This window comes from Burkholderia sp. Tr-20390 (genome assembly GCF_017104595.1).
In the GTDB taxonomy this organism is placed as follows: domain Bacteria; phylum Pseudomonadota; class Gammaproteobacteria; order Burkholderiales; family Burkholderiaceae; genus Burkholderia.
In genome coordinates this window covers 15,818-40,815 of the sequence record NZ_JAAGPC010000029.1, presented here as the reverse complement: position 1 = coordinate 40,815, position 24,998 = coordinate 15,818, and the positions used below count along the sequence as shown (strand labels likewise).

Sequence of the window (24,998 nt, the reverse complement as noted above, 5' to 3'; positions counted from 1 at the left end):
CAGTGCGTCAGGCCAGCGTCGCATCGCGCAGCGACGACGCGACCGGATGGCCCGCGAATTCGACGGTCGTCACGCCGAGCATCGACGGCAGCCGGTCGCGCGGCACGGTGAGCGGCACGGGGCCCGGGCCGTTGCCGGCCGTCGGTTGCGGGAACGCGGTGGAGCGCGCGGTGTGGAACGTCACGTTGCCCTCGACCTTCGACACGATCTGGTGGATGTGCCCGTTCAATACGGTGACCGAACCGAAGCGGCGCAGCAGCGCCATCGTCTGCGGCGCGTCGCCGGTGCCCCAGCCCCACGGCTCGTAGATGGTCCACATCGGCATGTGCGAGAACACGACGATCGGCGTGCTCGACGAGCGGCCCTTGAGATCCTGCGCGAGCCACGCGAGCTGGTCGTCGCCGAAGCTGCCGAGCCCGTTCGGCTTGAAGTGCATCACGTTGACGAGGCCGATGAAGTGCACGCCGGCGTGATCGAAGCTGTAATAGCCGCGGTTGTCCGACGCCTTGCCGAATCGGCCGAAATATTCGGCGCCCGAACCGTCGGTGACGTCGTGCTCGCCGGGCACCGTATGCAGTTCCGGCACGCGCAGCGCGGAGAGCAGTTGCGACGCGTGGTCGAACTCCTCGGGCTTGGACAGGTGCGTGATGTCGCCGGTATGGATGGCCAGCGCGGGCATCGCCGGCATGCCGTTGACGAGGTCGATCGTCTGCTTCAGCGTGGCCGATACGTCGGGGTTCGCGTCCTTGTTGAAGCCGATGTGCGTGTCGCTGATCTGCACAAACAGCGGGCGGCCCGCGTTGGCCGGCAGCGCGTCGCCGGTCTGCGCGAGCGCGAGGTCGAACGGCGTCAGGATGCCGCCCGACAGCGTAAACAGCGTGCCGAGGCCGCCGAAGGCCATGCACTGCAGCGCCTTGCGGCGCGACGGGTTGGTGGGGGGCGATGAAGACATGTGAGCCTCGCATTCGTGTGACGAAACCGGACGGCCGGATCGTCCTGGAATAAGCCGGCGCCTTCGTGTGCCATACCGGCGCAGCGGCGAATTTATTCCCGCCAGTTACAAGGTCGAACGCCCGTGTTTGCGGCTTGCGCGGCGATCGGGGATGCCTGTCGGATGACCTGTCAATGTCCTGTAAGTGACACGTCACATTTGCGTCACGACCGATCGATAGCCTGCCACTCCGAGTCACCTATCCGGAGCCCCTTCATGCCGAATCTCGCGGCAACGGAAACCAGTGGTGCGGTCAGCACCCGCACGCGCATCGTCAGCCTCGCGCTGTTCTTTCTGATCATTGCCTGCGGCATCGTCTACGTCGGTATCCACCTGAGCGCCGACCTCAGTCCCGTCAAGGAAAGCTCGGTCCTCCCGTTCCTGCTGCTGATCGTCGCGCTGCTGATCGCGCTCGGCTTCGAATTCGTCAACGGCTTCCACGACACCGCGAACGCGGTCGCGACCGTCATCTATACGCACTCGCTCGACCCGCACCTCGCCGTCGTGTGGTCCGGCCTCTGGAACCTGTTCGGCGTGCTCGTGTCGAGCGGCGCCGTCGCGTTCGGGATCCTGCAGTTGCTGCCGGTCGAGCTGATCCTGCAGGTGGGCAGCGGCTCGGGCTTCGCGATGGTGTTCTCGCTGCTGATCGCGGCCGTCACGTGGAACCTCGCGACCTGGTATTTCGGGTTGCCGTCGTCGAGTTCGCACACGCTCGTCGGTTCGATCATCGGCGTCGGTTTGATGAACCAGATCGTCAGCGGCCCGTCGGGCACGAGCGGCGTCGACTGGAACCAGGCGCTCGGCGTCGGCAAGGCGCTGCTGTTCTCGCCGCTGATCGGCTTCGTGCTGTCCGCGCTCGTGCTGTTGTTGCTGAAGGCGCTCGTGCGCGTGCCGGCGCTGTACCAGGAGCCGAAGGGCAACAAGCCGCCGCCGTTCTGGATCCGCCTGCTGCTGATCCTCACCTGCACGGGCGTGTCGTTCGCGCACGGCTCGAACGACGGGCAGAAGGGCATGGGGCTGATCATGCTGATCCTGATCGGCGTGATGCCGACCGCGTATGCGCTGAACAAGGCCGTGACGCCGGATCAGACGAGCACGTTCGTCGCGGTGGCGCGCCACGCGTCGACGACGCTCGTCAAATATGCGGACCCGGCTGCCCGGTCGACCGACCCGCGCGCCGATGTCGAGGCCTACGTGCGCACGCACAAGCTGACGCCGGCGACGATTCCCGCACTGGGCAAGCTCACCGACACCATCGCCGACCAGGTCGCGCAGGCCGGCGGCATCTCGAGCGTGCCGCAGAACCTCGTCGACAACGTGCGCAACAACATGTACGTCGCATCCGAGGCGATCCGGCTGATGGAGAAGGCGAAGGCGCCGGCGTTCTCGGTCGAGGACGCGAGCGCGCTCGAAGCGTTCAAGAAGCAGATGGACCGCGCGACGAAATTCATCCCGACCTGGGTGAAGGTCGCGGTCGCGATCGCGCTTGGCCTCGGCACGATGGTCGGGTGGAAGCGGATCGTCGTGACGGTCGGCGAAAAGATCGGCAAGTCGCACCTGACATACGGGCAGGGCGCATCGGCCGAGGCCGTCGCGATGCTGACGATCGGGATGGCCGACGCGTACGGGCTGCCGGTGTCGACGACACACGTGCTCGCGTCGGGCGTGGCCGGCACGATGACGGCCAGCGGCGCGGGCCTGCGCTGGGATACGGTGCGCAACCTCGTGCTCGCGTGGGTGCTGACGCTGCCCGCGTCGATCGCGCTGTCCGCCGCCCTGTACTGGCTGCTGCACGGGCTGTTCTGATTCGCGCCGGGGGCGCGACGCCCGGCCGCGCGACACGCGGCTGGACCCATCGATTTTCAATTCAACACAAGACGCTACCGATGGATATCAGTTTCTTCGATCCGAATCGCACCGCCAACGCGTCCGCGTGGCGCGTGCTGCCCAACCGCTGGGACGTGGTCGCGTTTCCGCTGATCATCGGCATACTCGCGATGGCGATCGTCGGCTTCCACCAGACGATGGCGCCGATCGGCGTGCTGCAGACGCAGAAGATCTCGCTCGATCCGTCGAACCTGCCCGAATACGCGTTGCGCACCACGCTGCGGATGCTCGCCGCGATGGTCGCGTCGCTCCTCTTCACGCTCGTCTACGGCACGCTCGCCGCGAAAAGCCGGCGTGCGGGCATGGTACTGATCCCGATCCTCGACATCCTGCAGTCGGTGCCGGTGCTCGGCTACATCTCGTTTACCGTCACGTTCTTCCTCGCGCTGTTTCCGGGTCGCGTGCTCGGTGCGGAGCTGGCCGCGATCTTCGCGATCTTCACGAGCCAGGCGTGGAACATGACGTTCAGCTTTTACCAGTCGCTGCGCACGGTGCCGCGCGACCTGAGCGAAGTGTCGCGCGGCTTTCACCTGACGCCGTGGCAACGCTTCTGGAAGCTCGAGGTGCCGTTCTCGATGCCGGGGCTGATCTGGAACATGATGATGTCGATGTCGGGCGGCTGGTTCTTCGTCGTCGCGTCGGAGGCGATCACCGTCGGCAACCAGACCATCACGCTGCCGGGCATCGGCGCCTATCTCGCGCAGGCGATCTCCGACAAGAATCTCGGCGCGGTGGGCTGGGTGATCGTCGCGATGTCGGTGGTGATCCTCGCCTATGACCAGTTCCTGTTCCGCCCGCTGGTCGCATGGGCCGACAAGTTCCGGATGGAGAACACCGCGTCGGGCGATGCGCCGCAATCCTGGCTGCTCGACATGATGCGCCGCACGCACCTGATCCATCAGCTGCTCGTGCCGGCCGGCTGGCTGCTGTCGCAGGCCGCGCGGATTCCGCTGCGCTTTCCGTCGCTGACGAGCACGCGTGCGCGCGGTGCATCGTCGCGCGGCGCGTCGCGCATCGGCGACATCGTGTGGGGCGCGTTCGTGATCCTGCTGACGGCGTACGTCGTGTGGCGTGTCGTCACGTTCGTCGCGACCGGCGTGACGATGGGCGAAGTCGGGCACGTGCTCGTGCTCGGTCTCATCACGCTGCTGCGCGTGCTGGTGCTGATCGCGATCGCGTCGGTGGTCTGGGTGCCGCTCGGCGTGCTGATCGGGCTGCGCCCCGCGCTGGCCGAGAAGATCCAGCCGCTCGCGCAGTTCCTTGCCGCGTTCCCGGCGAACCTGCTGTTCCCGGTGTTCGTGATCGTGATCGTCCGTTTCCACCTGAACGCGGACATCTGGCTGTCGCCGCTGATCGTGCTCGGCACGCAGTGGTACATCCTCTTCAACGTGATCGCCGGTGCGATGTCCTATCCGAACGACTACAAGGAAGCGACGAAGAATTTCCGCATCCGCGGCTGGCAGTGGTGGCGGCAGGCGATCCTGCCCGGCATCTTCCCGTACTACGTGACGGGCGCCATCACCGCATCGGGCGGCGCGTGGAACGCGAGCATCGTGTCCGAGTTCGTGCAGTGGGGCGACACGAAGGTCGTGGCTCACGGCCTGGGTTCGTATATCGCGCAGACCACCGCCGCCGGCGATTTTCCGAAGATCATCCTGGGCATCGCCGTGATGTCCCTGTTCGTTACCCTGTTCAACCGTCTGCTGTGGCGTCCGATGTACGCCTATGCGGAATCCCGGCTCCGTCTCGATTGAGAGTAAGCGCGATGCAAAATTCGACCGTTATCAACGCCCCCGCCAAGACGTCCCAGCCGCTGCAGCCGCCGCGCCTCGGTGACGAAATCCTGCGCGTCGAGCATGTGAACCGCGGCTTCAACAAGTCGCAGGGCGAATTGCTCGTGCTCGACGATGCGAACCTGTCGCTGCGCGAAGGCGAGATCGTCGGGCTGCTCGGCCGTTCCGGCTCGGGCAAGTCGACGCTGCTGCGCATCATCGCCGGGCTGATCGAGCCGACCGGCGGTGAAGTGACCTATCTCGGCCAGCCGCTGCGCGGGCCGGCCGAAGGCGTCGCGATGGTGTTCCAGACCTTCGCGCTGTTCCCGTGGCTCACCGTGCTGCAGAACGTGGAAGCCGGCCTCGAGGCGCTCGGCGTCGGCGCACGCGAGCGGCGCGAGCGGGCGCTGGCCGCGATCGACCTGATCGGTCTCGACGGCTTCGAGAACGCTTATCCGCGCGAACTGTCGGGCGGCATGCGCCAGCGCGTGGGCTTTGCGCGCGCGCTCGTCGTCGATCCGACGATCCTGCTGATGGACGAACCGTTCTCCGCGCTCGACGTGCTGACCGCCGAGACGCTGCGTACCGACCTGCTCGATCTGTGGACACAGGGCCGGATGCCGATCAAGTCGGTGCTGATCGTCACGCACAATATCGAGGAAGCCGTGTTCATGTGCGACCGGATCCTCGTGCTGTCGTCGAACCCGGGCCGTGTGATCGCCGAGATCAAGGTGCCGTTCAAGCATCCGCGCAACCGGCTCGACACCGATTTCCGCAAGCTCGTCGACGACATCTACGCGAAGATGACGGCCCGCCAGACCAACGAGGCGACGAAGAAGGGGCTGGAGCTCGGCAGCTGGCTGCCGCGCGTGTCGACCAACCTGATGGCCGGCCTGATCGAAACGCTCGCGATGGCGCCGTACCACGGCCGCGCGGACATGCCGGAAATCGCGCGTACGCTGCATCTGGAAGTCGACGAACTGTTCCCGATCGCCGAAGTGCTGCAGTACCTCGGCTTCGCGGACGTGCGGGAAGGGGACGTGTTCCTCACGCCGCCTGCACGCGTGTTCGCGGAATTCGGCACGCAGGAGCGCAAGCTGATGTTCGCGGATCATTTGCTGAAGCACGTGCCGCTTGCTGCGCGTATTCGGAAGGTGTTGAACGAGCGCCCGGGCCATAGGGCGCCGCGCGTGCGGTTCGAGCAGGAACTGGAGGATTTCCTGTCCGACGAAGCAGCCGAGGAAACGCTCGATGCGGTGATCGACTGGGGGCGTTACGGGGAAGTGTTCTCGTATAACGACAAGACCGAGGTGTTCAGTCTCGAGGATGTCGAGTCGTGAAGTCTGGAAGCTGATTCATGCGGTGCGACATCCGTCCGTTATCGATGTCGCACTCACGTCGTAGCCTGCTGCATAGCCAGGCAGGGTTGCCGACGGGCTTGACCGTGACGGTTCCGGCCTGCCGACGGAAGAGCGAGCCGACCAGATCGGCGACGAATCCGGGCGTCATTCTGGCATGAGTGCAACACCTGTCATGCCACTCTCTGACCGCACTGCCGGTCTGACGGCCTCGATTAGCCATATCAAAAACGGCAAGTTCGAATCGCAACTATCGCGTGACAATTTTCTACATTGTTCGATTCGATTATTCGCGGGGATAATCGTTCGTTGTCGTATGGGGATGTGGATTGCGAGGATGATTTATTGAATGGTTGTCGAGTGCTCACTAACTCGAATTTTTTGAAAGATTGATTTTATCCGATGGGGAATGGCGCTGGAGGGTGACTGCCGCGTACCTCCGAGGCAGTGAGGCTTGCGGGGCCATTGCTTCACCGAGGACTCGGCTCTGTCGGAGCCATGAGCGGGAAGATGTCGAGATGTTCCAGGTCGATAAGTATAAAAATCAATTTAATAAAACGCGACGCTGATCTTCTGGAATATCGTAAAAGATAACGGCTTATCAGGTCTTGGGCAGTGTGTGTTCATTTCCATGAGCCTATGCTTCACTGGCGAGAGCGTAGTGGCACTGCGTCCCCGAATGCATGAGTGGACGGACGTGCCGGTGTACAACCTCTCGTTCAACAGCAGCCATGCTAACCATTCAGGATGTGCTGAAACACCCCGGTTCGGTCGTTACCCAACCATTGCATCTGGAGATCGCGACGCTGGATGCACCGATCTCCGTTGTGTCCTTCGTCCTGACCGAGGAGATGAATACGCGATTCCTCGCGGACATCACCGTGACGTCGAAGGACAAACGGATCGACGGTGCGGCGATCGTCGGCCGGCCGGCGATTTTCACGATCGAGGAACGCGCGTCCGTTCCGTCGATGGCGGGGATGATCGCTCCGGTTCAGCATGCGGCGCGTACCGTGCACGGCGTTGTCACGCAATGGACTCGAGTCAAGGCGTCTCGCGACGAGGCGACCTATCGATTGCACCTGAAGCCGCGTCTCTCGCTGCTTGAAGAGGTGCACGATTCGGCCGTATTTCTGGACAGGTCGTTGCACGAGCTGCTGGCCGACGTGATCGTCGATCGCAGTTTGTTCCAATCCTTCGATGTCGAGTTCGAACTCGAGGGGCTCGACGGGAAGTTGGAACAAACCGTGATGTACGAGGAGACGGTCGCGAACTTTATCGACCGGCATTGCCGGCGCGCGGGCGTCTACTACTACTTCAAGCAGGCCAGGAAGGAGGACGGCCCGCAACGCGACACGTTGGTGTTCAGCAATACGCCGCGCGGCTACATGCGAGCGCTCGAGGTGCCATTGCTGCCGCATTCCGGTCTGGTGAGCTGGCACGACGCGATTCTGACGCTGGAAGTCGCGCGCGCCCTGGTGCCACAGACGGTGCGCGAATGGGATCACAACTACCGCATACCCGACGATCCGCTACAGGTCGAAGCGGTCGTGGCCCACGACGACCGCTCGGTGTATGGGAGCGTGAACCGCAGCATCGAGCATTTCCACTCGGTCGAAGAAGGGCAGGCGCTGGCCGACGCGCGGCGTGACGAACTGCTCACGAGGCAGATGCGGCTCGCGGGTACGAGCAACGTCATTGGCATGACGCCCGGCATGGTGGTGCGGATTGCCAATGACGTGGTGCCGGAGGCGCCGCACGGGATGGTGATCACGAAGCTCGTCACGACCGGCAGCCGCAGCCAGTCGGTGATCAACACCTTCGAAGCGATTCCCGCGCACCAGACCTATCGGCCGGAATATGTTCCTGAAAAGCACTGGCGATGGGTCACCGGCATGCTGATCGGCGTGGTCGAATCCGGCGACGACGAGCCGTACGCGTGGATGGATGAATACGGCCGCTATCGCGTCAGGCTCCTGTTCACCCGGCACAGCGGCAAGCGCGGCACGAACAGCATGCCGTTGCGCCTGCTGCGTACGTCTGCGTCGTATCAAGGCGGCCTGCACATCCCTCTGCTGCCGCGGTCGGAAGTACGCGTCGTCGCGACGCACGGAAATTGCGATCGCCTGCTTATCGCTGGGGCCCTGCATGACTATGCGCATCGGGACCTCGTGCATGGCAAGGAGGGCTGGTACAGCCGCGCTGTGTTCCGCTCCCCGCTGCTCGGCAACAAGCTGCGTTTCGAGGATTTGAAAGACCACGAGGGCATCCGCCTGGCGACGGTGTTCGGGCAATCGTCGCTCAACATGGGTTGTCTCGTCGACAGTGAGAAGAACAAGCGCGGCGAGGGCTTCGAGCTGACCACGCAGGACTGGGGCACGCTGCGTGCGCCGAAGGGGTTGTTCGTCTCGGCAGATGCAGCAGGCGGGTCCGGGAAGCCGCACCTCGATATGCCCGCTGCTGTCGCGCAACTCAAGGCTGCATTGCAGCGTGTAACGGACCTTGCGGCTGCGGCGACGCAGGTCAAGGCCGATCCTGCGGACCGCGCGACGCAGGCGGCGCTGTTGGACGGCCTGAATCAGCTCCGCGACGCGGGGTTGCTCGCGAGTGCACCCGGCGGCATGGCATTCGTGACACCGAAATCGGTGCAGCACTCGGCGGGCGAGAACGTGATCGTCACCGCAGGTCAGGACCTGGACGTGAGCGTCGTCAGGCGGCTGCGCATGGTGGCGGGTGACTTGATCTCGCTGTGCGCGCACAAGCTCGGCATCAAGATTTTTTCGAAAGGGAAAATCGAACTGCAGGCACAACGCGCGTCGATGGATCTCTTCGCCGACGAGCAATTGCATGTGTCGAGCGCCAGCGCGAATGTGCTCGTGAGCGCCAAGACTGGGGCGATGGTGGCCAGCGGCGGCGCGTCGATGACCATCGAGAAAGGCAATGTCATATTTAACTGTCCGGGTGAGTTTCGTATCAGGGCTGCCTCGTTCACGTTCGAAGGGCCACGCAATACGTCCATCAGCTTGCCGCAACTGCCGGTGAGCGACTACCAGCCCAGCGCCAAATACAGCCACACACGGTAACGATCATGATCATCAGCCCGCCATTTCTGCCCAAAGCCGGTCTCGTGGCCCCGACGGGGGCGAACCCTGATCCGATGATGGACGCTGTTGACAAGTTCGAATGCGATCACGGCGTTTATCCGATCGCCCACGATCGGCGCTGGCATTGTGGCGTGCATCTTCAACCCGATACGAAGGGCAAGGTGCACGCGATTGCCGATGGGGAAGTCGTTGCCTATCGCGTCTGCCAGCATGCCGTTGACAGCGGAAAAAGCCATGCGGGATTTGTGTTGCTGAAGCATACGACCGAGACGGGTGAAGGTCGTACGCTGACCTTCTATTCGCTGTACATGCATCTCCTGCCGCTGGCGGAGTATCAGGAGCACGGGGCGAATGCCGAGGCGATGCCGGAGTTTCTGCGTATGCCGACTGGTTCGGTGGACATGGGGGAGGTGGCGCCGGCGGCCTCCGGGGACGGTAAGAAGGTCAGGCGCAAGGACGTGGTGGGGTGGCTTGGCACATATGAGGATATGCCGCATTTGCACTTCGAAATCTTCATGTTGCCGGAGGATTTCGATGCTTATTTCGGGAGAACGCAACTGGGGAACAGCACGCCCACCCCGTCGGATGGACCGGACTGGTGGGGGCACGCGTATTTCATCATTCCGGCAGGCAGCAACTTTCGTCGTTTGCCTGAGAAGGCCGATGCTCGAAGCAAACTGCATGGGATTGAGTTCAAGCCGGGTCAGGAGGGCTCAAACACATTGCCGTTGCTTGTCGAGACCTACTTCAGCCTCGGCTCGAAATACACCAAGGTATGGAGCGTTGCGCAAGACGGCAGCCGCACACTGCTCACGCCGCAACCCGTCGAGGAAAAGGACTACGAGTACGACCTGTACAAGCGTGCGACGGCGCTTTATTCATCGTGTCCGAGCGACGGATACGAACTGCTGCGTTTCGGTCGCATCCTGTCTCCGTCTCAAACATTGGCGGAAGATGCGCGAGCGACGTGGATGCGGGTCAATTGGGCGGCAGACAAGGCGGGCTACATCGATATTAATGATCCAAGTATTCAGAAGTTTTCCGATGCGGACTTCCTGTCTCCAGTGGGTTGGCAGAAGATCAGCGAAGACAATACACCGTTCGGTAGCGATGGTCTGTGCGATGTGGACGCACTGAAGACAATACTGAACGATGCTGCTCCGCACGAAGTACCCGCAGTGACGGGGGAAACACAGGAAGATCACAAGGCAAGAATGCTGTCGGCCTATGTAAATGGTGACGCGGAGATACGACAGCAGTTGCGCAGCCTTGTCTGCAACGCGCCGAGTGAATGGGACAGCACGAACAACGAGGCGCGCTATGCGAGATTGCTCGATGAGGATGGCTTCTACCACGGTAATGAGACGGGTTACCAGAAATTCCTGGAGTACCTGAATAAAGTTCAGTTCTGGGACAGAACGGGGCTGCCGGAGGGGCTGGGGCTGTGGTTTTTTCACCCGCTTGCGTTTATTCGGCATTTCAGAAGAAGTGGGTGGCTTTCGGAAGCCGATCTCTCCCAAATCTACCCCGAATCAAAATACCGGGCCGTTGGGAAGACTGGGAAAGAATACAAAGAGAAATATCGAGCCAACATCAATGTCGTAATCAGAAAGTATGGATTGAGCAATTCGATTAGATGTTCACATTTTTTCGGCCAATGTGCGATTGAGTCATTTTATATGATGGCACCAAGGGAAAGTTCGATATCGGTCGGAATCGCTATTAAAAAAAATCACATCTCCGTCATGCCGGAAGAGCGTGGTTATCTACGTTCTCCTCCAGCCGCGGCGGCAGATGTCAAAAGCTTCTTGCGCTACGAGGGGAAGCTGTCCCTTGGTAACACGGACGCCGGAGACGGTGTGAAGTTCCGCGGCAGAGGATTTAAGCAACTTACAGGTAGGTATAATTATTCCGAGTATTGGGTTTATCGAGGGTGGCTCAAATCAAACTCTTACGACCATGCTTGGTTCAAGAAAAAGATTAATGGCAAATTTCTTCCTGGCCCTGAAATTATAAATCCAGAATTCGTTGGGGATGACGCTTATGCGGCCGTCGACACGGCCGGATTATTTTGCGTCAGGTATCTTGTCACGAAGGCTTCCGACGGTGGCGTTACGGAAAAGGTGTCGGCGGCAGTTTCAAAAATTGTCAACCCTTTTGACAAGGAAAGTCCGCCCGAGCGTTGGCGGGAAACTCTTGAGGCAAGCAAAGTGCTGGGGGAATGGGTGTGAGACAATACGTTTTTGCCGTTTCGGTAATGATGTTGGCTGCGAACGCGACAGCAGAAACCATGATTAAGTCGTGCGATGCTTTATTTTCTGCAAAAAGCAGTCATGGGTCGATCGTTATTGAGCGTGCGGGTAAAGTAGTGGGCAAGTCAAAGATCGATCATGAAGTTGACGGCGGAGTGTTCAGTATGGACGACTCGCTATTAATGGTTTATGGATTTCCTAAAAAGATAAGTAGGAGGAATCCTCAAAGAACTCTTCTTTCCATTTTAAGGGTTCCTTCGGCAACTCTTGTTCGAAGAGAGGAGTATGGGAGTAGAGTTTACGGCGTTTTATTCAGTAATAACCGGCGGTTTGTGGTTGTCGATAGTAGGCTTGGGATAGATGTTATCGATTTAATCAAGCGAAAATCGACGTTTTATGATCCAACCTATACTCCTAATTTTGCGACTCAGAAATGTGGGGGGGATTAATTTTGGCTCGGGAATCAAGCATTTTTCTATTTCAAAGCGATGTGAAGTGGCTGCAGATTCGACTGGCTACTTCTGGATTGAGACTCGCATTGACAAGAAAGTTGACAAGGGTGCGCGATCTTGATGTCGAGGCGTGCTTTCGCTTGATAGGAGGTGCAGGTGGATTGTCCGCATGCCAGTGGTTCTCTCATTGTACTTAATGATGTATCAAATTTTCCAGTGGAAAGAGCCTTGAGACGTCAATTTGTCGGTAATTATTGTTTGCGCTAATTTTAAAATAAGGATTCTTGGAAATACTCGAGTTTCTCTTTGTGCCGAGAGGCCTTATGGAGTTGAATTTCGCGAGGGTTCATTGTTGTGGGTAATCAATGTGCTAATGTATTCGGTGTCGCGATAGCATTACTTTTTCTGCTTTCTGTGTCTCGATTACACGCGGCCGATGCTCCGGTTATCATTGTGGACGCAATAAATGCTCGTGCCGACGAAGGCCATAAATTGCAGTCACCTATTATCGACGCTGGTCCTGCGATGAAGGGGGTGTATATTTATTTCATGATCAATACGTCCGACGTGCCTGGTTATGCTAAGGGTGGGAGGCCGTACATGCTTGACGCTCATCTGATATTTTCTGATGAAAATCAAGTTTTGCATGATGTGCTATTTGATCGTTATGTAAAGGACGACGGGATTCCGGAAATTTCTAGTGTATTCTTCGTGAATGCGGATCGCGATAAAAAAAATAAGGAGATCGTTGTTATGGTGCGTACTCCCCTTAATCATTACGATTACGGAGGGGATTATTACGACGGCTATGTCTACAAGCTGACTGGTGACCCTCGAACGGGAGTGGTTTTTGCTGGACTGCAAAGTGATGCCAGTGCACCTTTCTTGGATCAATGTGAGTGTGATTTTCGCGATGGGCGATCAACGCGTGCGGGATATAAGAATGCTGAATCTATTCGAAAGGTGCTTGAGAGAAAATATCCAGCTTCCCAGGTGCGTGGAAAATGATTCTGGTCCGTAAAGTTGTTTATGTTGCGCCAACGTCATTGTTGATCACTAACCACTATTTCGGCACGTAGCTGGTTTTTTGGCACAAACTGAGGCGAATCTCTATCCGATGTTGGATGTGGCAGACAAGTAATCGACGCTGGCATAGTGGCATGCGCCTAGAGTCCGGTGCGAAGAGCAAGAAGCTTGAAGGGGCTGAGTGAAAGAGTTGCACGCACTCAGAGGATTGTGAAAGTGTTGATATCCATGAAATGAATAATGTGAATATTATCGGAATTGTGCTATTTCTTGGGTTGCTTTGGGTTGGGTTGCCTCTGCATTCTAAAATGGGGTCAAGATGGATTTGCCGATTTATAAGAACAAGCAAGTCAATCCGGATGGCGCCGTGTGTGTGGATGTGAGTCGGTTGAATGTAGTTGCAACCATATGTTCATATGGCAAGTCTGCTGATGGTGCTGCTGGGAGTAATGGATTTTTTAAATATAAAGATCTCTCTCTGGAGCACGTAAGACAAGTTCCTTTGTTGGCAGATGAAGCCTTTGTGTATTCGGAGGGTGGGTATGGCTTTCTTTATCCAACGAATAAGAAAAGAATTGGCGATTTCATAGCATATGAGGTTGTCAATGTGCTCTGTAAGGGTGGTTCGGAGGGTAGGGAGCGCCCAGCAACTTGCTATGTTGCTGCGTTAGTTTTGGAGGGGGATGTCAATATGAATCCGACAGTCTTCGTCTTTTCTATTGTTGATCAGCCGCCCACTTCTGATGGAAATATAAGCAAGCAGGCGGTGAGGAAGATTGGGGTGATAAATTCCATTATTAGATCGATAAAAGTGTATAGATAGTCGAAGGTGTGAGTTTAGGTGGGGCTTGATGTGCATTTTATTGTTTCTTGCCTGTCGACGATTTTTTTGTGACGGATTTTTTTTGGATTGAAGGATTTTTTCGATTAATAAATCGTCGATGGTTGTGAGGTGCGCGCTGCGAGAGGAGATGTGCCCCATGCTGATAGTGAATGCTTCGGGCGATGGGGTTGATGTTGTTGATCTAATTTCAACTGATTCTTTCGCTTCTAAAGATGAATTTAAAAATTGTATAGATCGGAGTGGTTTATGAGGGCTGTCAGAGGCTTCGTGGCTGTGATGATGCTTGCGACATCACCTTTCTTGCATGCGGCAGATATATATAAAACTCTCTCTCCATATCCAGGTGAAGTGGCCGTGATCAGTATTGATGGCAGGAATTTGGTTTGGAAATTAACTGGGGGGAACGTGGTTAGGCGAGGGGAGGTAAGTTTCGATACGGATAAACCATTGAGCCTCGAAGTCGGGAGCTATGATTTTAGCGGGCGACTCGGTTTTTTGGTGTCGTATATGGACGATGGAATGGGGGTGTATGAAATTGCAAGAATTTTCACATTTTCCTCGTCGTCATCTGATTTTGTGGAGAGATTTCCGTCGTGTGGGGATGAATTTGTCAACCTCAAGGTGGATGGAAAGAGTCATCTCCTAACCAGCACTTACTGGGACAAAAATATCCCAAAAAGATGTATCACACGATTGTCTGTTGAATGATGAGGGGCAATCTAATTTAAGTGGCGACATGAATAGAAAATCACCCATCCGACAAGGCGACAAACTCGAACACGGCGGCGAAGTCACCGGTGGCTCACCATGGACGACATTCATGGGTATGCCGCTTGCCCGCAAGGGCGATGAGGCGACTTGCAATCTGCATGGCCCAACCTTTATCGACGAAGGCGCCAACAAGTTTCCCGATCGCGACAACAAGCCATTCGCGCTCGACGGCCATCGCTGCGCATGCGGTTGTCGGTTGATCTCGTCGCTGCCGAACGTCCACTTCGAATAATGCCCGTCGACCTCTCTCAGGCGGGGCTCCCAAACGCCTATCCGAGTCGCCCGCGCTTCTGGCCGTGGTGGTTCTGCGTCTGGTTGGCCTGCGCGGTGCTCGGAGCGGCCACCACTCTGCTGATTTGGCCAAAGGGTGAGCGGGCGGGCGGCCCATGGTTCTGGTTCTGCGTTGTCGGTATCCCGAACGGCTTTTTCGGCTTTCTGTTCGCGATCGAGCGCGCTCGCTATGAGGCTATGTGGTACCGCGCATACCACCGCAACCTCCACCGCGACCGATGGCTGGCGGAGCGAATCCGTGTCGCGCAGCAGCCGCTTCGGGTGCTGCGCGTCGGCTATTGCTTGCCCTTGAACGACCAGACGCTTGCACAGGCGATCGATGCAGGGGTGCGTTTGCCGCGACAGCAGCAGCCCCGTTTGGGCGCGGGTGTCGTTGAGCATTGCCGCTTTGACGACCCGCTGGAACGATCCGACGAAGCCGACGTGGCCGACCCGACCGAGGAGAGCGACGCCGTAGCGGATACGCCTCCAAAGCGACCCGTTACCCAGCTCACACTCAGGATCGCCGAAGCGCTCGAACCGCTTGCTGCGAGCCTCCACGCGCTCACGCACTACGAAGCCGCCTACTGGCCAAAAGTGCGCGTACTGGCCGAACCCGGCGAAGAAGCTTTGCGCGAGCAGGAAATGTACGACGCGTTGCAATTGGCCGGTTTGCCGCTGCTTGAGGTGTCAGTCGTGCCGGCTGCGCACGGTTTACTGATCGCGGACGCATGGCTCGACACCCGCGACGCATGCCCGCTGCTCGTGATCGCAACGGCATGGCACGAGGCGCGGCCACCGACCGGCAGCACGGAGGGATGCGTCGCGATGCTGCTCGACGCCGGCTTCTACGCTCTACCCGAAGGTGTACACACGATGGCGACGCTGCATCGCCCCGTCGAGGGCAACGCCGACGAAATCGAATACGGTTTCGCGAATGCCGTGATCTGGGGCAGGTCAGATGTCGCTGCCGTGACGCGTGCCTGGGTCACGCGTGCCGTCAAGCGTTGCAATCAGGGGCTGCGCATCGCGAACCTGGAGGCGCTTGCGAACAGCGAGGCCCAATGTGACCTCGCCTACATCGTGGGCGATTTTGGCAGCGCGAGCGGATGGCTGTCCGTCGCAGCCGCTACCGAATGTGGTGCTGTGGATGCGCCACAACTGATCATCGATGGCGTGCAGTCCGCCGTCATTCATGTGCTTCCCGGTCCACGCGGGAAGGATTCTTCATTGCCTGGACACGCTCAGCATGACCGATCCGAAACTGACCTTGCGATCGCTTGACGCAGCACCCGCTGCGGCGTCTGCGCCCTCCGGACGCCTCGCACTCTGGGGCGTGATTGTCGCCGCGCTGATTGTCGCGGCGTGCGCAATTGGCCTCGTATGGAGCCGGGGCGACCTGTTCGATCTCGCGCCCGGTGTGGCACGCATGCAAGTGGTGATCGTCATCGTCATCGCGCTGATTGTCTTCGTCGCCATGCATCTTTGCCTGTTTTTTATCGGTGCATACACCATTTCCGGACGGACGTTTCGCAGGGATATCGGCGACGCGACGAAGGCGCAGAAGTCGTTGAAATTCGACGTCCGTCTGCAACGCGTGGCCGAGGAACTACGCGCCTCGCGGGGCAGGCTCTGGCGATACCGATTGCCGTGGCTGATGGTGAGCGGCGCGGATACATTGATCGACCAGGTCGCGCCGGGCCTGAAGCGAGCGGGCGCGATAGCCGTCGGCAACGCGATTCTCGTGCACGTGGCACCGGACGGCATCGAGGCTGGCGCATGGCGCCGACAAATCCGTAAGCTGCGGGGCCGGCGGCCGGTCGACAGCATTGTGCAGGTTACGCATTCGGACGATCGCGATACCGAACTGCCGCGCGCACTCGCCGCGCTTGTGACCGACATCGGCTGCGCCGCGCCTGTCGCGCTCCTGCACGCAGTGCCCGCGCACGGCGATCGACCCGAAACGTTCGAGGCGATCGGCGCATTTCCCGGGCTGGCGTACAAGGGCGGGCAGCCGGCGCAGGCATTACGCGATCAGCTTGCCGAGATCGAGCGTGGGACGGCGGATGCAGGCGTTCGCCTGTGCACAGCGCCCAAACGCATCACCTGCCTGGCCGAAATCTCACAATACATCGGGAAGCAGCGCGAAGATATCGTCGCCAGTTGGCAAACGCTCCTTGGTTCACCCTGGCTGCGCACACCGCTGGCGGGCGTGATGTTCGCACCCGTATTTGCGACAACGGTGGCAATGCCGACGCCGGTGCCGGTCACCGTGGACGGGAGCGCGACAGTTCCGAACGTCCCGATCGAGCTCCCGCCGCAACCGGCCGCTCTGCTGCCAGCATGGCACGCAATCGCCAGTCGGAGGCGCATTGGCCGGCGAGTGGGATTCTACTGGCCGAACGCGCTGGCGATGTGCTTGATCGTTGCGGCCATCGCGTGGTGCGTATGGATGTCCGTGTCGTTCATCGCCAACCAGCGGCTCATGCGAGATGCGCGGGCAGCAGCGAGCGCGGCGGTCGATGCGCGGCCGCAGACGGCCGCCGCATGGCGCGCGCAACTGGCGCTGCAACAGGTGATGGAAACGCTCGAATACCGGCAGCAGCATGGCGTACCGTGGTACCTGCGGGCGGGTTTGTCGCGTAATGACGATATCCTTGACGGTCTCTGGCAACCGTATCAGGTCGCGGCGACCCGCAACCTGCAGACGCCTGTCGTGCAAACGATCGGCAAGCTGTTGCAGGCCGCGGATCAGGCGCGAGCCGACAGCCTTCAATCGCAGGACACGCGGGGCAGCACCTACAACGCGCTCAAGACCTACCTGATGCTCGGCGATCCGTCGCGGGCCGATTCAGCGTTTCTGAAGCGCTTGCTCGTGGCACTTTGGTCGCGCCCCGTGGAGATGCCGCTGGGTGAGCGTGACGATACCGGCCGACGGCTCGCAGGGTTTTACGCCGATCACCTGAAAGCGCATCCCGAATGGCGAATTGAGACGGACGATCAACTCGTGACAGCAACTCGCAACATGCTGGTCACGCAGATTGGGCTCGCGTCGGCGGACGACATGGTGTACCAACGCATCCTCGACGACGTCAAGAACAAATACGCCGACGTGTCGCTTGAAACGCTCCTGAATGGCGCCGATGCGCGAGGGATGTTCGTGGCGTCGCAGACCGTACCCGGAATCTATACGCGTGCGGCGTGGGACGGCATGATCGCCACGGCGATCGACAAGGCTGCCGGCGAGCGCCAGCTCAGCAGCGATTGGGTGCTGACCGGCAAACAGCCGCGGCAGACAACCGGCAACCCGCTCGCGCACGGTGCGATCCAGACCACGACGATCGTGGACGAGAAACGTGCAGGCGAGGAACTGAAACAGCGATTGACGGCACGCTATTTCGGCGAGTACACGGCCGCATGGCAGCGCATGCTCAACAGTATGCAGTGGCAACCGACATCCAATCTCAGTGGCGCGATAGAACAGCTTTCTCGACTGGCGGATGCACAGACTTCGCCGTTGATCGCATTGATGAAATCCGTGCGATATCAGGCGCAGGCGGGGCGGCCTTCGCAGGCGCTGGCCGATACGCTGGTTAGAAAGGCGCAGAATCTGATCGGGACCGACGAGGACGCATCGACCGTCGTCTACCCGCTCGACAAGCCGTTTGGGCCACTGCTGGTGCTGACGGGCGACACGAACGCGTCACCTGCCGCTGCAAATGGGAAGGGCAGCGCACCAGCCAACATCGCGCTAAGCGGCGTGAGCCTGTCGCGTTACCTGACGGCGGTCACGATGATGCGGCTGAAGCTGCAACAGATCGCGAGCAGTCCTGACGCGCAGGCAATGGCGCGCACGCTCGCGCAGGCAGTGTTCCAAGGCAAGTTGTCGGAATTGTCCCAGGCACGCGATGACGCGGCACTCACTGCCGCAAGCCTGGGTACGGCATGGGCAGGGTTCGGCGATGCGATGTTTGCGCAGCCGCTCGAGGCCGCATGGCAGACGATCCTGCAACCGGCCGCAGCGAGTCTGAATGACGCTTGGCGAGCGAGTGTTGCAGCGCCATTCAACGCGGCGATGAGCGGCCGCTATCCATTCTTCGATACGCAGGCCGATGCGTCCTTCGCGGAACTTGGACGCTATGTGCGACCCGATACAGGATTGATTTCGCGCTTTGTCGCGACCCAACTGGCCGGTGTAATGAAACCCGAGGGCGACCGTTGGGCGCCTAGTGAACTGGCGCCGCAGGCGGTGCAGTTCGACCCGGCATTCCTGAGCGCAGTCAGGCAGTTGTCGGCGGTTGGCGCGCAACTCTACCTGCAAGGCGATGCGGGGGCGAAATTCGAGATGATGGCGCTGCCGACGCCGAAGGTGACCCGCTCGGAACTGTCGGTCGACGGCAAGCAGATCGTCTATTTCAATCAGCAGGAGCGTTGGGCGCCATTGGCGTGGCCCGGCAACGGCCTGAACGGGCACGCGCGGCTCACATGGCAAACGCTGAATGCGGGCCCGCAGCAGGCGTTCGATTCGACTGGAGATTGGGCGTTCCTGCGGCTGCTGAGCAAGGCCGACATCAAGCGGCTCGATAGCACGCGTTATCGGCTCACGTGGAATGCCGGGAGCGATGAGCCGCTGTCGTATGTGTTGCGCACGCAGATCGGTGCAGGGCCGGTCGACCTGCTGAAACTACGCGGATTCCGCATGCCTGATCGAATTTTCGTCGTCGGCAAGGCGAGCGCCGCTTCGAAGATGTCGCTCCTGCCACCGCTGCCACCGGATCTCCAACCATGAGTGAAGAAAAAAACGAACCGATGATGCCTGAGGGGGGCGGTTTCGGTGCGGACGACGATCCGTGCCTGCGCTACTTCGATGCGGAGATGCGTTACCTGCGCGAAGCGGGGAGGGAGTTTGCGAAATCCCAGCCGCATGTCGCGCGCCGTGTGGGGATGGCGATGCTCGGCGCGCGCCACGATAGTGTCGAGCAGACTTACGAGGGTTTCGCGTTCCTCACGAGCCGGCTGCGAATGAAGCTCGACGACGCGCTACCGGAGATCACCGATCCGCTGGTCGATCACCTGTGGCCACATGCCGGCCGCACGATTCCGTCGCTGGCAATCCTCGAGTGCCTGCCGCGCACCGGCGAGGCGCGGATTCTCGATACGTTGCCGCCGGGGTTGCAGGTACGTTCGACACCGGTTGGACCGGGCGGGACGATATGTGTTTATCGAACCACTCAGGCGATACGCCTGCTTCCGCTCGCCGTGCGCGACGCGGGCGCGCGCATGCGCGAGGACGGTCGTACGGTGATCCGGCTCGCGTTTGACCTGCTGCACCGCGAGCAGCGGTTGCTGGACGACCTGTCGCGTATCCGGCTATACCTGCATGGCGACCGACCGACTGCATCGGCGCTGTACGGCGTTTTTACGCGCCAGGTCGAGTCGATCGGCGTGCGCATGCCGCGCATACTCGACGGCCAGTTGCAACCAGGGCCGGGAATGTCTATCGAGGCGGCTGGCTTCGGCACGCAGGCGCGACTGTGGCCGATCGATCTCGATGAGCGCGACGCCAATCTCGACCGCGAGCAGACGATGCTCGAATATTTCTCGTTTCCCGAGAAGTTTCACTTCGTCGACTTGTGCGGTTTCGACGCGGCCAGTGTGCCACCTGGCGAAACGCGCCTTGAATTCGATATCGTGATCCGTGATCGGATACCTGGTGACGTCACGTTCGGCGCGGACAACATCCGGCTATTCTGCACGCCGGTGATCAATCTGTTCGAACTGGATGCGCAAGCAATCCGACCCAACGTTCACGACCGCGACTATCCGGTATGCGCCCCGGCGTCAGCGGGCGAGCACGTCGAGCCCTACGACGTACTGTCGGTAGTGGCGAACGATCCACGCACCGCCAGGCAATACACCTATCAATCGATCAAGGAATTCCGGCACCGGGGCGGGATGATCCGATACGAGTCGCCGGATCGGTACTACCACTCATTGGTTCGGCCGGGCGTGACGGGCCGGCGCGAGATGGTCGTGACGTTGGGCGGGCATCTCTGGGACGAACCCGGCAGCTTGCCGGATGCGTACGTAACGGTTCGGGTGTTGGCAAACAACGGGCGCTTGCCGCGGATGGCGCTGCGTGAATCGATGATCAACACGCCTGCTTCGAATTTCAACGGTGTCGAACGCGTGCGCAATCTGACTGCCCCGACGATGCCGCTGTATCCCCCACGCGGCGGCGACTATCACTGGCACGTGATTTCTCATTTCAATGGTGCTGGCACAACCGAGCTGAACATGATGGACGCGAACGTGCTGCGCGGCGCACTGTCGTTGTACGACTGGACGCGACAGGACGATAACCGGCGCCGTATCGAGGCGATTCATTACGTCTGGCTCGACGAGGAAACGGAACTGGCAGGCGCGCGTGTCGACCGCATCGTGAATGTGAACGTGGGTATCGAGCCGGCGGGTTTCGCCGGACCGGGCGACGTTGCGCTGTTCGGGGACGTACTCAGCCGCTTCGTAGGCCGCTACGCGAGTTTCCATTTTGCGGTGCGGCTCGTTCTGTATGAAGGTGTGGGTGGGCCGATCCGGCGCTATCCAGGCTCGATCAAAACGGGAGATTGGTTGTGACACCACGAACATATCGGATGATGCGAAGCGTTCGTTTGGCGAGCGCCGTTGCGCTTACGGCAGGGGTGTTGGCCGGCTGTGGCACGTGGCAATCGGTGAAGGAGACGACTGTCGACGTGACGCGAGCGATTTTCGTCGCTAAGATCAAGCAGATGAATCTCGTCATCGAGAGCCGTTCCGCACTCAACCAGAACGACCAAGGAGAGTCCCTGCCGGTTGTGATGCGCGTCTACCAGTTAAAGGATGCGAAGGTTTTCGAGCGTGCCGCTTACGTCGAGCTGATCGACGACGACAGGGTGTTGCTGAGTGCCGATTTGCTCGGCAGTCGGGAGGTCACGCTTGCGCCTGATGCCACGGTGCGGCTGTCCATGCCAATGGAGGATGACGCGCAAATTGTGGGTATAGCAGGGTTCTTTCGTGATCAGGGCGGTGCCGAGTGGCAACTGACGATTCCGAAGTCGCAGTGGAAAAAGACGGACCCCGTCAAGCTGGTCGTGAGGGGCAACCGCATGGAGCTGGTGCCGTGAGCGCAACATCGCGAAGATTGTTGGCGTAACTCAAGAATGTCATGGGTTGCAGGATTTGATCAAATTCGATCGAACGCTGAAACCCATGCCTGAATGGCGATGAGCCCTCACTCCGGCAAATCCCGCTGACTGATATCCGGCTCGCTCCCCCCGGAATTGAGATGCTCGATCTTCTCCATCCGCTGCCTTGCCATCTCCGGCAGCTGGTTCGTCACACCGATCACGAGCGCCTCGGCGAGCGCGAGCGCCGGCACGTTGGTCTGCAGCATCGCGAACGGCTGCCCCCGGATGCGCAGCACGATCTCCGCAAACTCGCCGATCGGCGAGTGCCATTCATCGGTGATCAGCAACACGCGCGTGCCAAGCCGATGCGCGGCCTGCGCGAACCGGATGCTGTCCCGCTGATAGCGGCGAAAATCGAAAATAACGAGCACGTCACCGGCCCCCATGTCCGCCAGCGCGACCGACGCGAGGTTCACATTCGGTTCGACATACTGAACATGTGGCCGCGCGTAGGTCAGCGTGAACGAAAACAGCGACGCGAGCGGCGCCGTGTAACGCCCGCCGCCGCAAAAGACACGCACATCCGGATTGGCCAGCAGCGCCACCGCGGCGTCGAACGCTGCCGCATCGAGCCCTTCGATCGTGGTCGCCAGCGACTCGGACAGCCGCTGGAAGATTGCCGAATGACTGTCGCGCATGCCCGCGGCCGAGTGGAACGCATCCATCCGCGCGAGCGGCGAATTCATCGCCGTGTCGATCTCGCCGTACAGCGCCTGCTGGAACGACGAGTAATTCGGAAAGCCGATCCGGACGACGAAGCGAAACACGGTCGGATCGCTCACTTCCGCCTGTTTGGCAAAGCTCGCAATCGGCCCGAGCCCGAGACTCGGGTAGCGATCCAGCAACGCCTGCGCGACCTTCTGTTCCGACGGCGTGAAGCTATCCATCTGGGATAGCAGCAACGCCCTGATGCTCGTCCCCATCGGGCACTCCAACTCTCGTATCTGAATAACAAACGGCAGACGGGTGTCTGCCGGTGACTCCACGCATGTTAGCCGATCGACGTCAGGCGGGCCGTGCACGCTCCGAAATTAGAGGGACGCATCGCACGGTGGACCGGCTCATTCACCATTGTAATAAAACAAACATTGGAAAATGACCCATTCGATGGATATTCGTTCGTTGTTCAGTGATAACCCTAGTTTTTGGCGCAAAAAAGCGAGTGCTATGATCGCGGCCTCGCTGGAATGTATTATTTATTACAGGCGTCGATTGACGCGTCGACACACCCCGATGCGGCGTCGCGTTCCGGCATGCAACGGTTTTATTTGTCTGGAGGATCCCGTCATGAGGCGGCTCGTAGTCGTAGTACTCACCCTGTTGTCGGCCATGAGCGTGTGCGCGTTCGCCGCATCGGACCCCGCGGTCGAAGCGAAGAACGGCATGGTCGTGTCGTCGCAGCATTTCGCGTCGCAAATCGGTGTCGACATCCTGAAGGAAGGCGGCAACGCGGTGGACGCCGCGGTGGCGGTCGGTTACGCGCAGGCCGTGACCAATCCGTGCTGCGGCAACATCGGCGGCGGCGGTTTCATGACCGTCCACCTGGCCGACGGCCGCGACCGCTTCATCAATTTCCGCGAAACCGCGCCGGCTGCGGCTTCCGCGAACATGTATCTCGACGCGAAGGGCAACGTCATTCCGGACGACAGCCTGTACGGCTATCGCGCAGTGGGCGTGCCGGGCACGGTTGCCGGCCTCGATCTCGCGCAGCGCAAGTACGGCAAGCTGACCCGCAAGCAGGTCATGGCGCCGGCGATCCGGCTCGCGCGCGACGGCTTCGTGCTGACGCGTGGCGATACGGACATCCTCGACACGACGATCGACCGCTTCAAGAAGGATCCGGAAGCGGCCCGCATCTTCCTGCGTCCGGACGGCACGCCGCTGCAGCCGGGCGATCGCCTGGTGCAGAAGGACCTGGCGCGCACGCTCGAGCGCATCGCGGAGCAGGGCCCCGACGCGTTCTATCACGGCGAGATCCCGAAGATCGTCGAGGCGGCGGCGAGGAAGGGCGGCGGCCTGATCACGGCGGCGGATTTCGCGTCGTACCGTGCGCAGGACATGGCGCCGCTGACGTGCACGTATCGCGGCTACGAGTTCGTGTCGGCTCCGCCGCCGAGCTCGGGTGGCGTGACGATGTGCGAGACGCTGAACATCCTCGAAGGGTATGACATGCGCAAGCTTGGCTACCATTCGGCCGCGGCGGTGCACTACATGACCGAAGCGATGCGTCACGCATACGAAGATCGCAACACGCTGCTCGGCGACCCGAACTTCATCGACAACCCGGTCGCGAAGCTGACGAGCAAGGACTACGCGGCGCAGATCCGCAAGAGCATCCACTCGGATACGGCGACGCCGTCGGTCGACGTGCAGCCGGGCGTCGGCGTGCACGAGAAGCCGGAGACGACCCACTATTCGATCGTCGACCACGACGGCAACGCGGTGTCGACGACCTATACGGTCAACGGCCGCTTCGGCGCCGTGGTCATCGCGCCGGGCACGGGCTTCTTCCTGAACGACGAGATGGACGACTTCACCGTGAAGGTCGGCGCGCAGAACCTGTTCGGTCTCGTGCAGGGCACGCGCAACTCGATCGCGCCGGGCAAGCGTCCGCTGTCGTCGATGGCGCCGACCATCGTGAAGAAGGACGGCAAGGTGTTCATGGTGGTCGGCTCGCCGGGTGGCTCGCGCATCATCACGATCACGCTGCAGACGGTGCTGAACGTGATCGACTACGGGATGACGCCGCAGGACGCGGTCACCGCGCCGCGCATCCACCACCAGTGGCTGCCCGACGAGGTCTATTACGAAACCTACGGCCTGTCGCCCGACACGCTCGCGATCCTGCGCAACATGGGCTACAAGATGGTCGAGCAGACGCCGTGGGGCGCCGCCGAGCTGATCATGGTCGGCCTGGCGGGCACCGAAGCGGCGAGCCGCCAGAGTTCCGGGAACGATTCGTCCGTGTCCGGGAACGTGCGCGTCGGCTTCATCTACGGCTACAACGATCCGCGCCGTCCGGCCGGCTCGGCAATCGGTTACTGA

At 60.3% G+C, this 24,998-nt stretch carries 17 protein-coding genes; 15 read left to right on the top strand and 2 right to left on the bottom strand.

Annotation, left to right across the window (positions count from 1 at the left end):
• Positions 1–7: 7 nt before the first annotated feature.
• Positions 8–952, bottom strand: a complete 945-nt coding sequence (locus tag G3N98_RS11345; protein ID WP_206148220.1) for a metallophosphoesterase — start codon at positions 950–952, stop codon at positions 8–10.
• A gap of 255 nt (positions 953–1,207) precedes the next feature.
• On the opposite strand from G3N98_RS11345, the gene G3N98_RS11340 reads away from it, so the two are divergent.
• From G3N98_RS11340 to tssJ, 14 genes are all read left to right on the top strand, one after another.
• A complete protein-coding gene (locus tag G3N98_RS11340; RefSeq protein WP_089427121.1) occupies positions 1,208–2,797 on the top strand; it encodes an inorganic phosphate transporter in 1,590 nt (529 codons plus the stop codon).
• Between the two features lie 80 nt (positions 2,798–2,877).
• Positions 2,878–4,632, top strand: a complete 1,755-nt coding sequence (locus G3N98_RS11335; protein ID WP_206148219.1) for an ABC transporter permease subunit — start codon at positions 2,878–2,880, stop codon at positions 4,630–4,632.
• Between the two features lie 11 nt (positions 4,633–4,643).
• A complete protein-coding gene (locus tag G3N98_RS11330) occupies positions 4,644–5,990 on the top strand; it encodes a nitrate/sulfonate/bicarbonate ABC transporter ATP-binding protein (protein WP_206148218.1) in 1,347 nt (448 codons plus the stop codon).
• A 749-nt stretch (positions 5,991–6,739) separates the two neighbouring features.
• Positions 6,740–9,091 carry a type VI secretion system tip protein VgrG gene (locus tag G3N98_RS11325; protein WP_206148217.1) on the top strand — a complete coding sequence of 784 codons (2,352 nt, stop codon included), beginning with the start codon at positions 6,740–6,742 and terminating at the stop codon, positions 9,089–9,091.
• Positions 9,092–9,096: 5 nt separating this feature from the next.
• A complete protein-coding gene (locus G3N98_RS11320) occupies positions 9,097–11,343 on the top strand; it encodes a peptidase M23 (RefSeq protein WP_206148216.1) in 2,247 nt (748 codons plus the stop codon).
• Positions 11,340–11,813, top strand: coding sequence for a hypothetical protein (locus G3N98_RS11315; RefSeq protein ID WP_206148215.1), 474 nt, complete (start codon positions 11,340–11,342; stop codon positions 11,811–11,813). The genes G3N98_RS11320 and G3N98_RS11315 overlap by 4 nt, the downstream gene beginning before the upstream one ends.
• A gap of 603 nt (positions 11,814–12,416) precedes the next feature.
• On the top strand, positions 12,417–12,824 hold the full coding sequence (locus tag G3N98_RS11310; RefSeq protein ID WP_241025864.1) for a hypothetical protein: 408 nt from the start codon (positions 12,417–12,419) through the stop codon (positions 12,822–12,824).
• Positions 12,825–13,161: 337 nt separating this feature from the next.
• On the top strand, positions 13,162–13,665 hold the full coding sequence (locus G3N98_RS11305) for a hypothetical protein (RefSeq protein WP_206148214.1): 504 nt from the start codon (positions 13,162–13,164) through the stop codon (positions 13,663–13,665).
• A 267-nt stretch (positions 13,666–13,932) separates the two neighbouring features.
• Entirely contained in the window at positions 13,933–14,394 is a 462-nt protein-coding gene (locus tag G3N98_RS11300) for a hypothetical protein (RefSeq protein ID WP_206148213.1), read from the top strand.
• 28 nt (positions 14,395–14,422) lie between these two features.
• Positions 14,423–14,689 (top strand): PAAR domain-containing protein, encoded by a 267-nt coding sequence (locus G3N98_RS11295; protein ID WP_175842382.1) that lies wholly within the window; start codon positions 14,423–14,425, stop codon positions 14,687–14,689.
• Positions 14,689–16,011, top strand: coding sequence for a hypothetical protein (locus G3N98_RS11290; RefSeq protein ID WP_206148212.1), 1,323 nt, complete (start codon positions 14,689–14,691; stop codon positions 16,009–16,011). Before G3N98_RS11295 ends, G3N98_RS11290 begins: the two co-directional genes overlap by 1 nt.
• A complete protein-coding gene (locus G3N98_RS11285) occupies positions 15,977–19,516 on the top strand; it encodes an ImcF-related family protein (RefSeq protein ID WP_206148211.1) in 3,540 nt (1,179 codons plus the stop codon). Before G3N98_RS11290 ends, G3N98_RS11285 begins: the two co-directional genes overlap by 35 nt.
• Positions 19,513–21,363, top strand: coding sequence for a type VI secretion system baseplate subunit TssF (gene tssF, locus G3N98_RS11280; protein ID WP_206148210.1), 1,851 nt, complete (start codon positions 19,513–19,515; stop codon positions 21,361–21,363). The genes G3N98_RS11285 and tssF overlap by 4 nt, the downstream gene beginning before the upstream one ends.
• A 17-nt stretch (positions 21,364–21,380) precedes the next feature.
• A complete protein-coding gene (gene tssJ / locus G3N98_RS11275; RefSeq protein WP_241025863.1) occupies positions 21,381–21,890 on the top strand; it encodes a type VI secretion system lipoprotein TssJ in 510 nt (169 codons plus the stop codon).
• Between the two features lie 107 nt (positions 21,891–21,997).
• On the opposite strand, the gene G3N98_RS11270 is transcribed toward tssJ, so the two are convergent.
• Positions 21,998–22,876, bottom strand: a complete 879-nt coding sequence (locus G3N98_RS11270; RefSeq protein WP_206148239.1) for a MurR/RpiR family transcriptional regulator — start codon at positions 22,874–22,876, stop codon at positions 21,998–22,000.
• 364 nt (positions 22,877–23,240) lie between these two features.
• Here G3N98_RS11270 and ggt point away from each other — a divergent pair, with 364 nt between their 5' ends.
• Positions 23,241–24,998 carry a gamma-glutamyltransferase gene (ggt, locus tag G3N98_RS11265; protein ID WP_206148208.1) on the top strand — a complete coding sequence of 586 codons (1,758 nt, stop codon included), beginning with the start codon at positions 23,241–23,243 and terminating at the stop codon, positions 24,996–24,998.

What these genes read in the sequence shown, in the direction of transcription:
- G3N98_RS11345 (WP_206148220.1), bottom strand. Translation starts at nt 952, where the DNA reads ATGTCTTCATCGCCCCCCACCAACCCGTCGCGCCGCAAGGCGCTGCAG.
- G3N98_RS11340 (WP_089427121.1), top strand. Translation starts at nt 1,208, where the DNA reads ATGCCGAATCTCGCGGCAACGGAAACCAGTGGTGCGGTCAGCACCCGC.
- G3N98_RS11335 (WP_206148219.1), top strand. Translation starts at nt 2,878, where the DNA reads ATGGATATCAGTTTCTTCGATCCGAATCGCACCGCCAACGCGTCCGCG.
- G3N98_RS11330 (WP_206148218.1), top strand. Translation starts at nt 4,644, where the DNA reads ATGCAAAATTCGACCGTTATCAACGCCCCCGCCAAGACGTCCCAGCCG.
- G3N98_RS11325 (WP_206148217.1), top strand. Translation starts at nt 6,740, where the DNA reads ATGCTAACCATTCAGGATGTGCTGAAACACCCCGGTTCGGTCGTTACC.
- G3N98_RS11320 (WP_206148216.1), top strand. Translation starts at nt 9,097, where the DNA reads ATGATCATCAGCCCGCCATTTCTGCCCAAAGCCGGTCTCGTGGCCCCG.
- G3N98_RS11310 (WP_241025864.1), top strand. Translation starts at nt 12,417, where the DNA reads ATGCTTGACGCTCATCTGATATTTTCTGATGAAAATCAAGTTTTGCAT.
- G3N98_RS11305 (WP_206148214.1), top strand. Translation starts at nt 13,162, where the DNA reads ATGGATTTGCCGATTTATAAGAACAAGCAAGTCAATCCGGATGGCGCC.
- G3N98_RS11300 (WP_206148213.1), top strand. Translation starts at nt 13,933, where the DNA reads ATGAGGGCTGTCAGAGGCTTCGTGGCTGTGATGATGCTTGCGACATCA.
- G3N98_RS11295 (WP_175842382.1), top strand. Translation starts at nt 14,423, where the DNA reads ATGAATAGAAAATCACCCATCCGACAAGGCGACAAACTCGAACACGGC.
- G3N98_RS11290 (WP_206148212.1), top strand. Translation starts at nt 14,689, where the DNA reads ATGCCCGTCGACCTCTCTCAGGCGGGGCTCCCAAACGCCTATCCGAGT.
- G3N98_RS11285 (WP_206148211.1), top strand. Translation starts at nt 15,977, where the DNA reads ATGACCGATCCGAAACTGACCTTGCGATCGCTTGACGCAGCACCCGCT.
- tssF (WP_206148210.1), top strand. Translation starts at nt 19,513, where the DNA reads ATGAGTGAAGAAAAAAACGAACCGATGATGCCTGAGGGGGGCGGTTTC.
- tssJ (WP_241025863.1), top strand. Translation starts at nt 21,381, where the DNA reads ATGATGCGAAGCGTTCGTTTGGCGAGCGCCGTTGCGCTTACGGCAGGG.
- G3N98_RS11270 (WP_206148239.1), bottom strand. Translation starts at nt 22,876, where the DNA reads ATGGGGACGAGCATCAGGGCGTTGCTGCTATCCCAGATGGATAGCTTC.
- ggt (WP_206148208.1), top strand. Translation starts at nt 23,241, where the DNA reads ATGAGGCGGCTCGTAGTCGTAGTACTCACCCTGTTGTCGGCCATGAGC.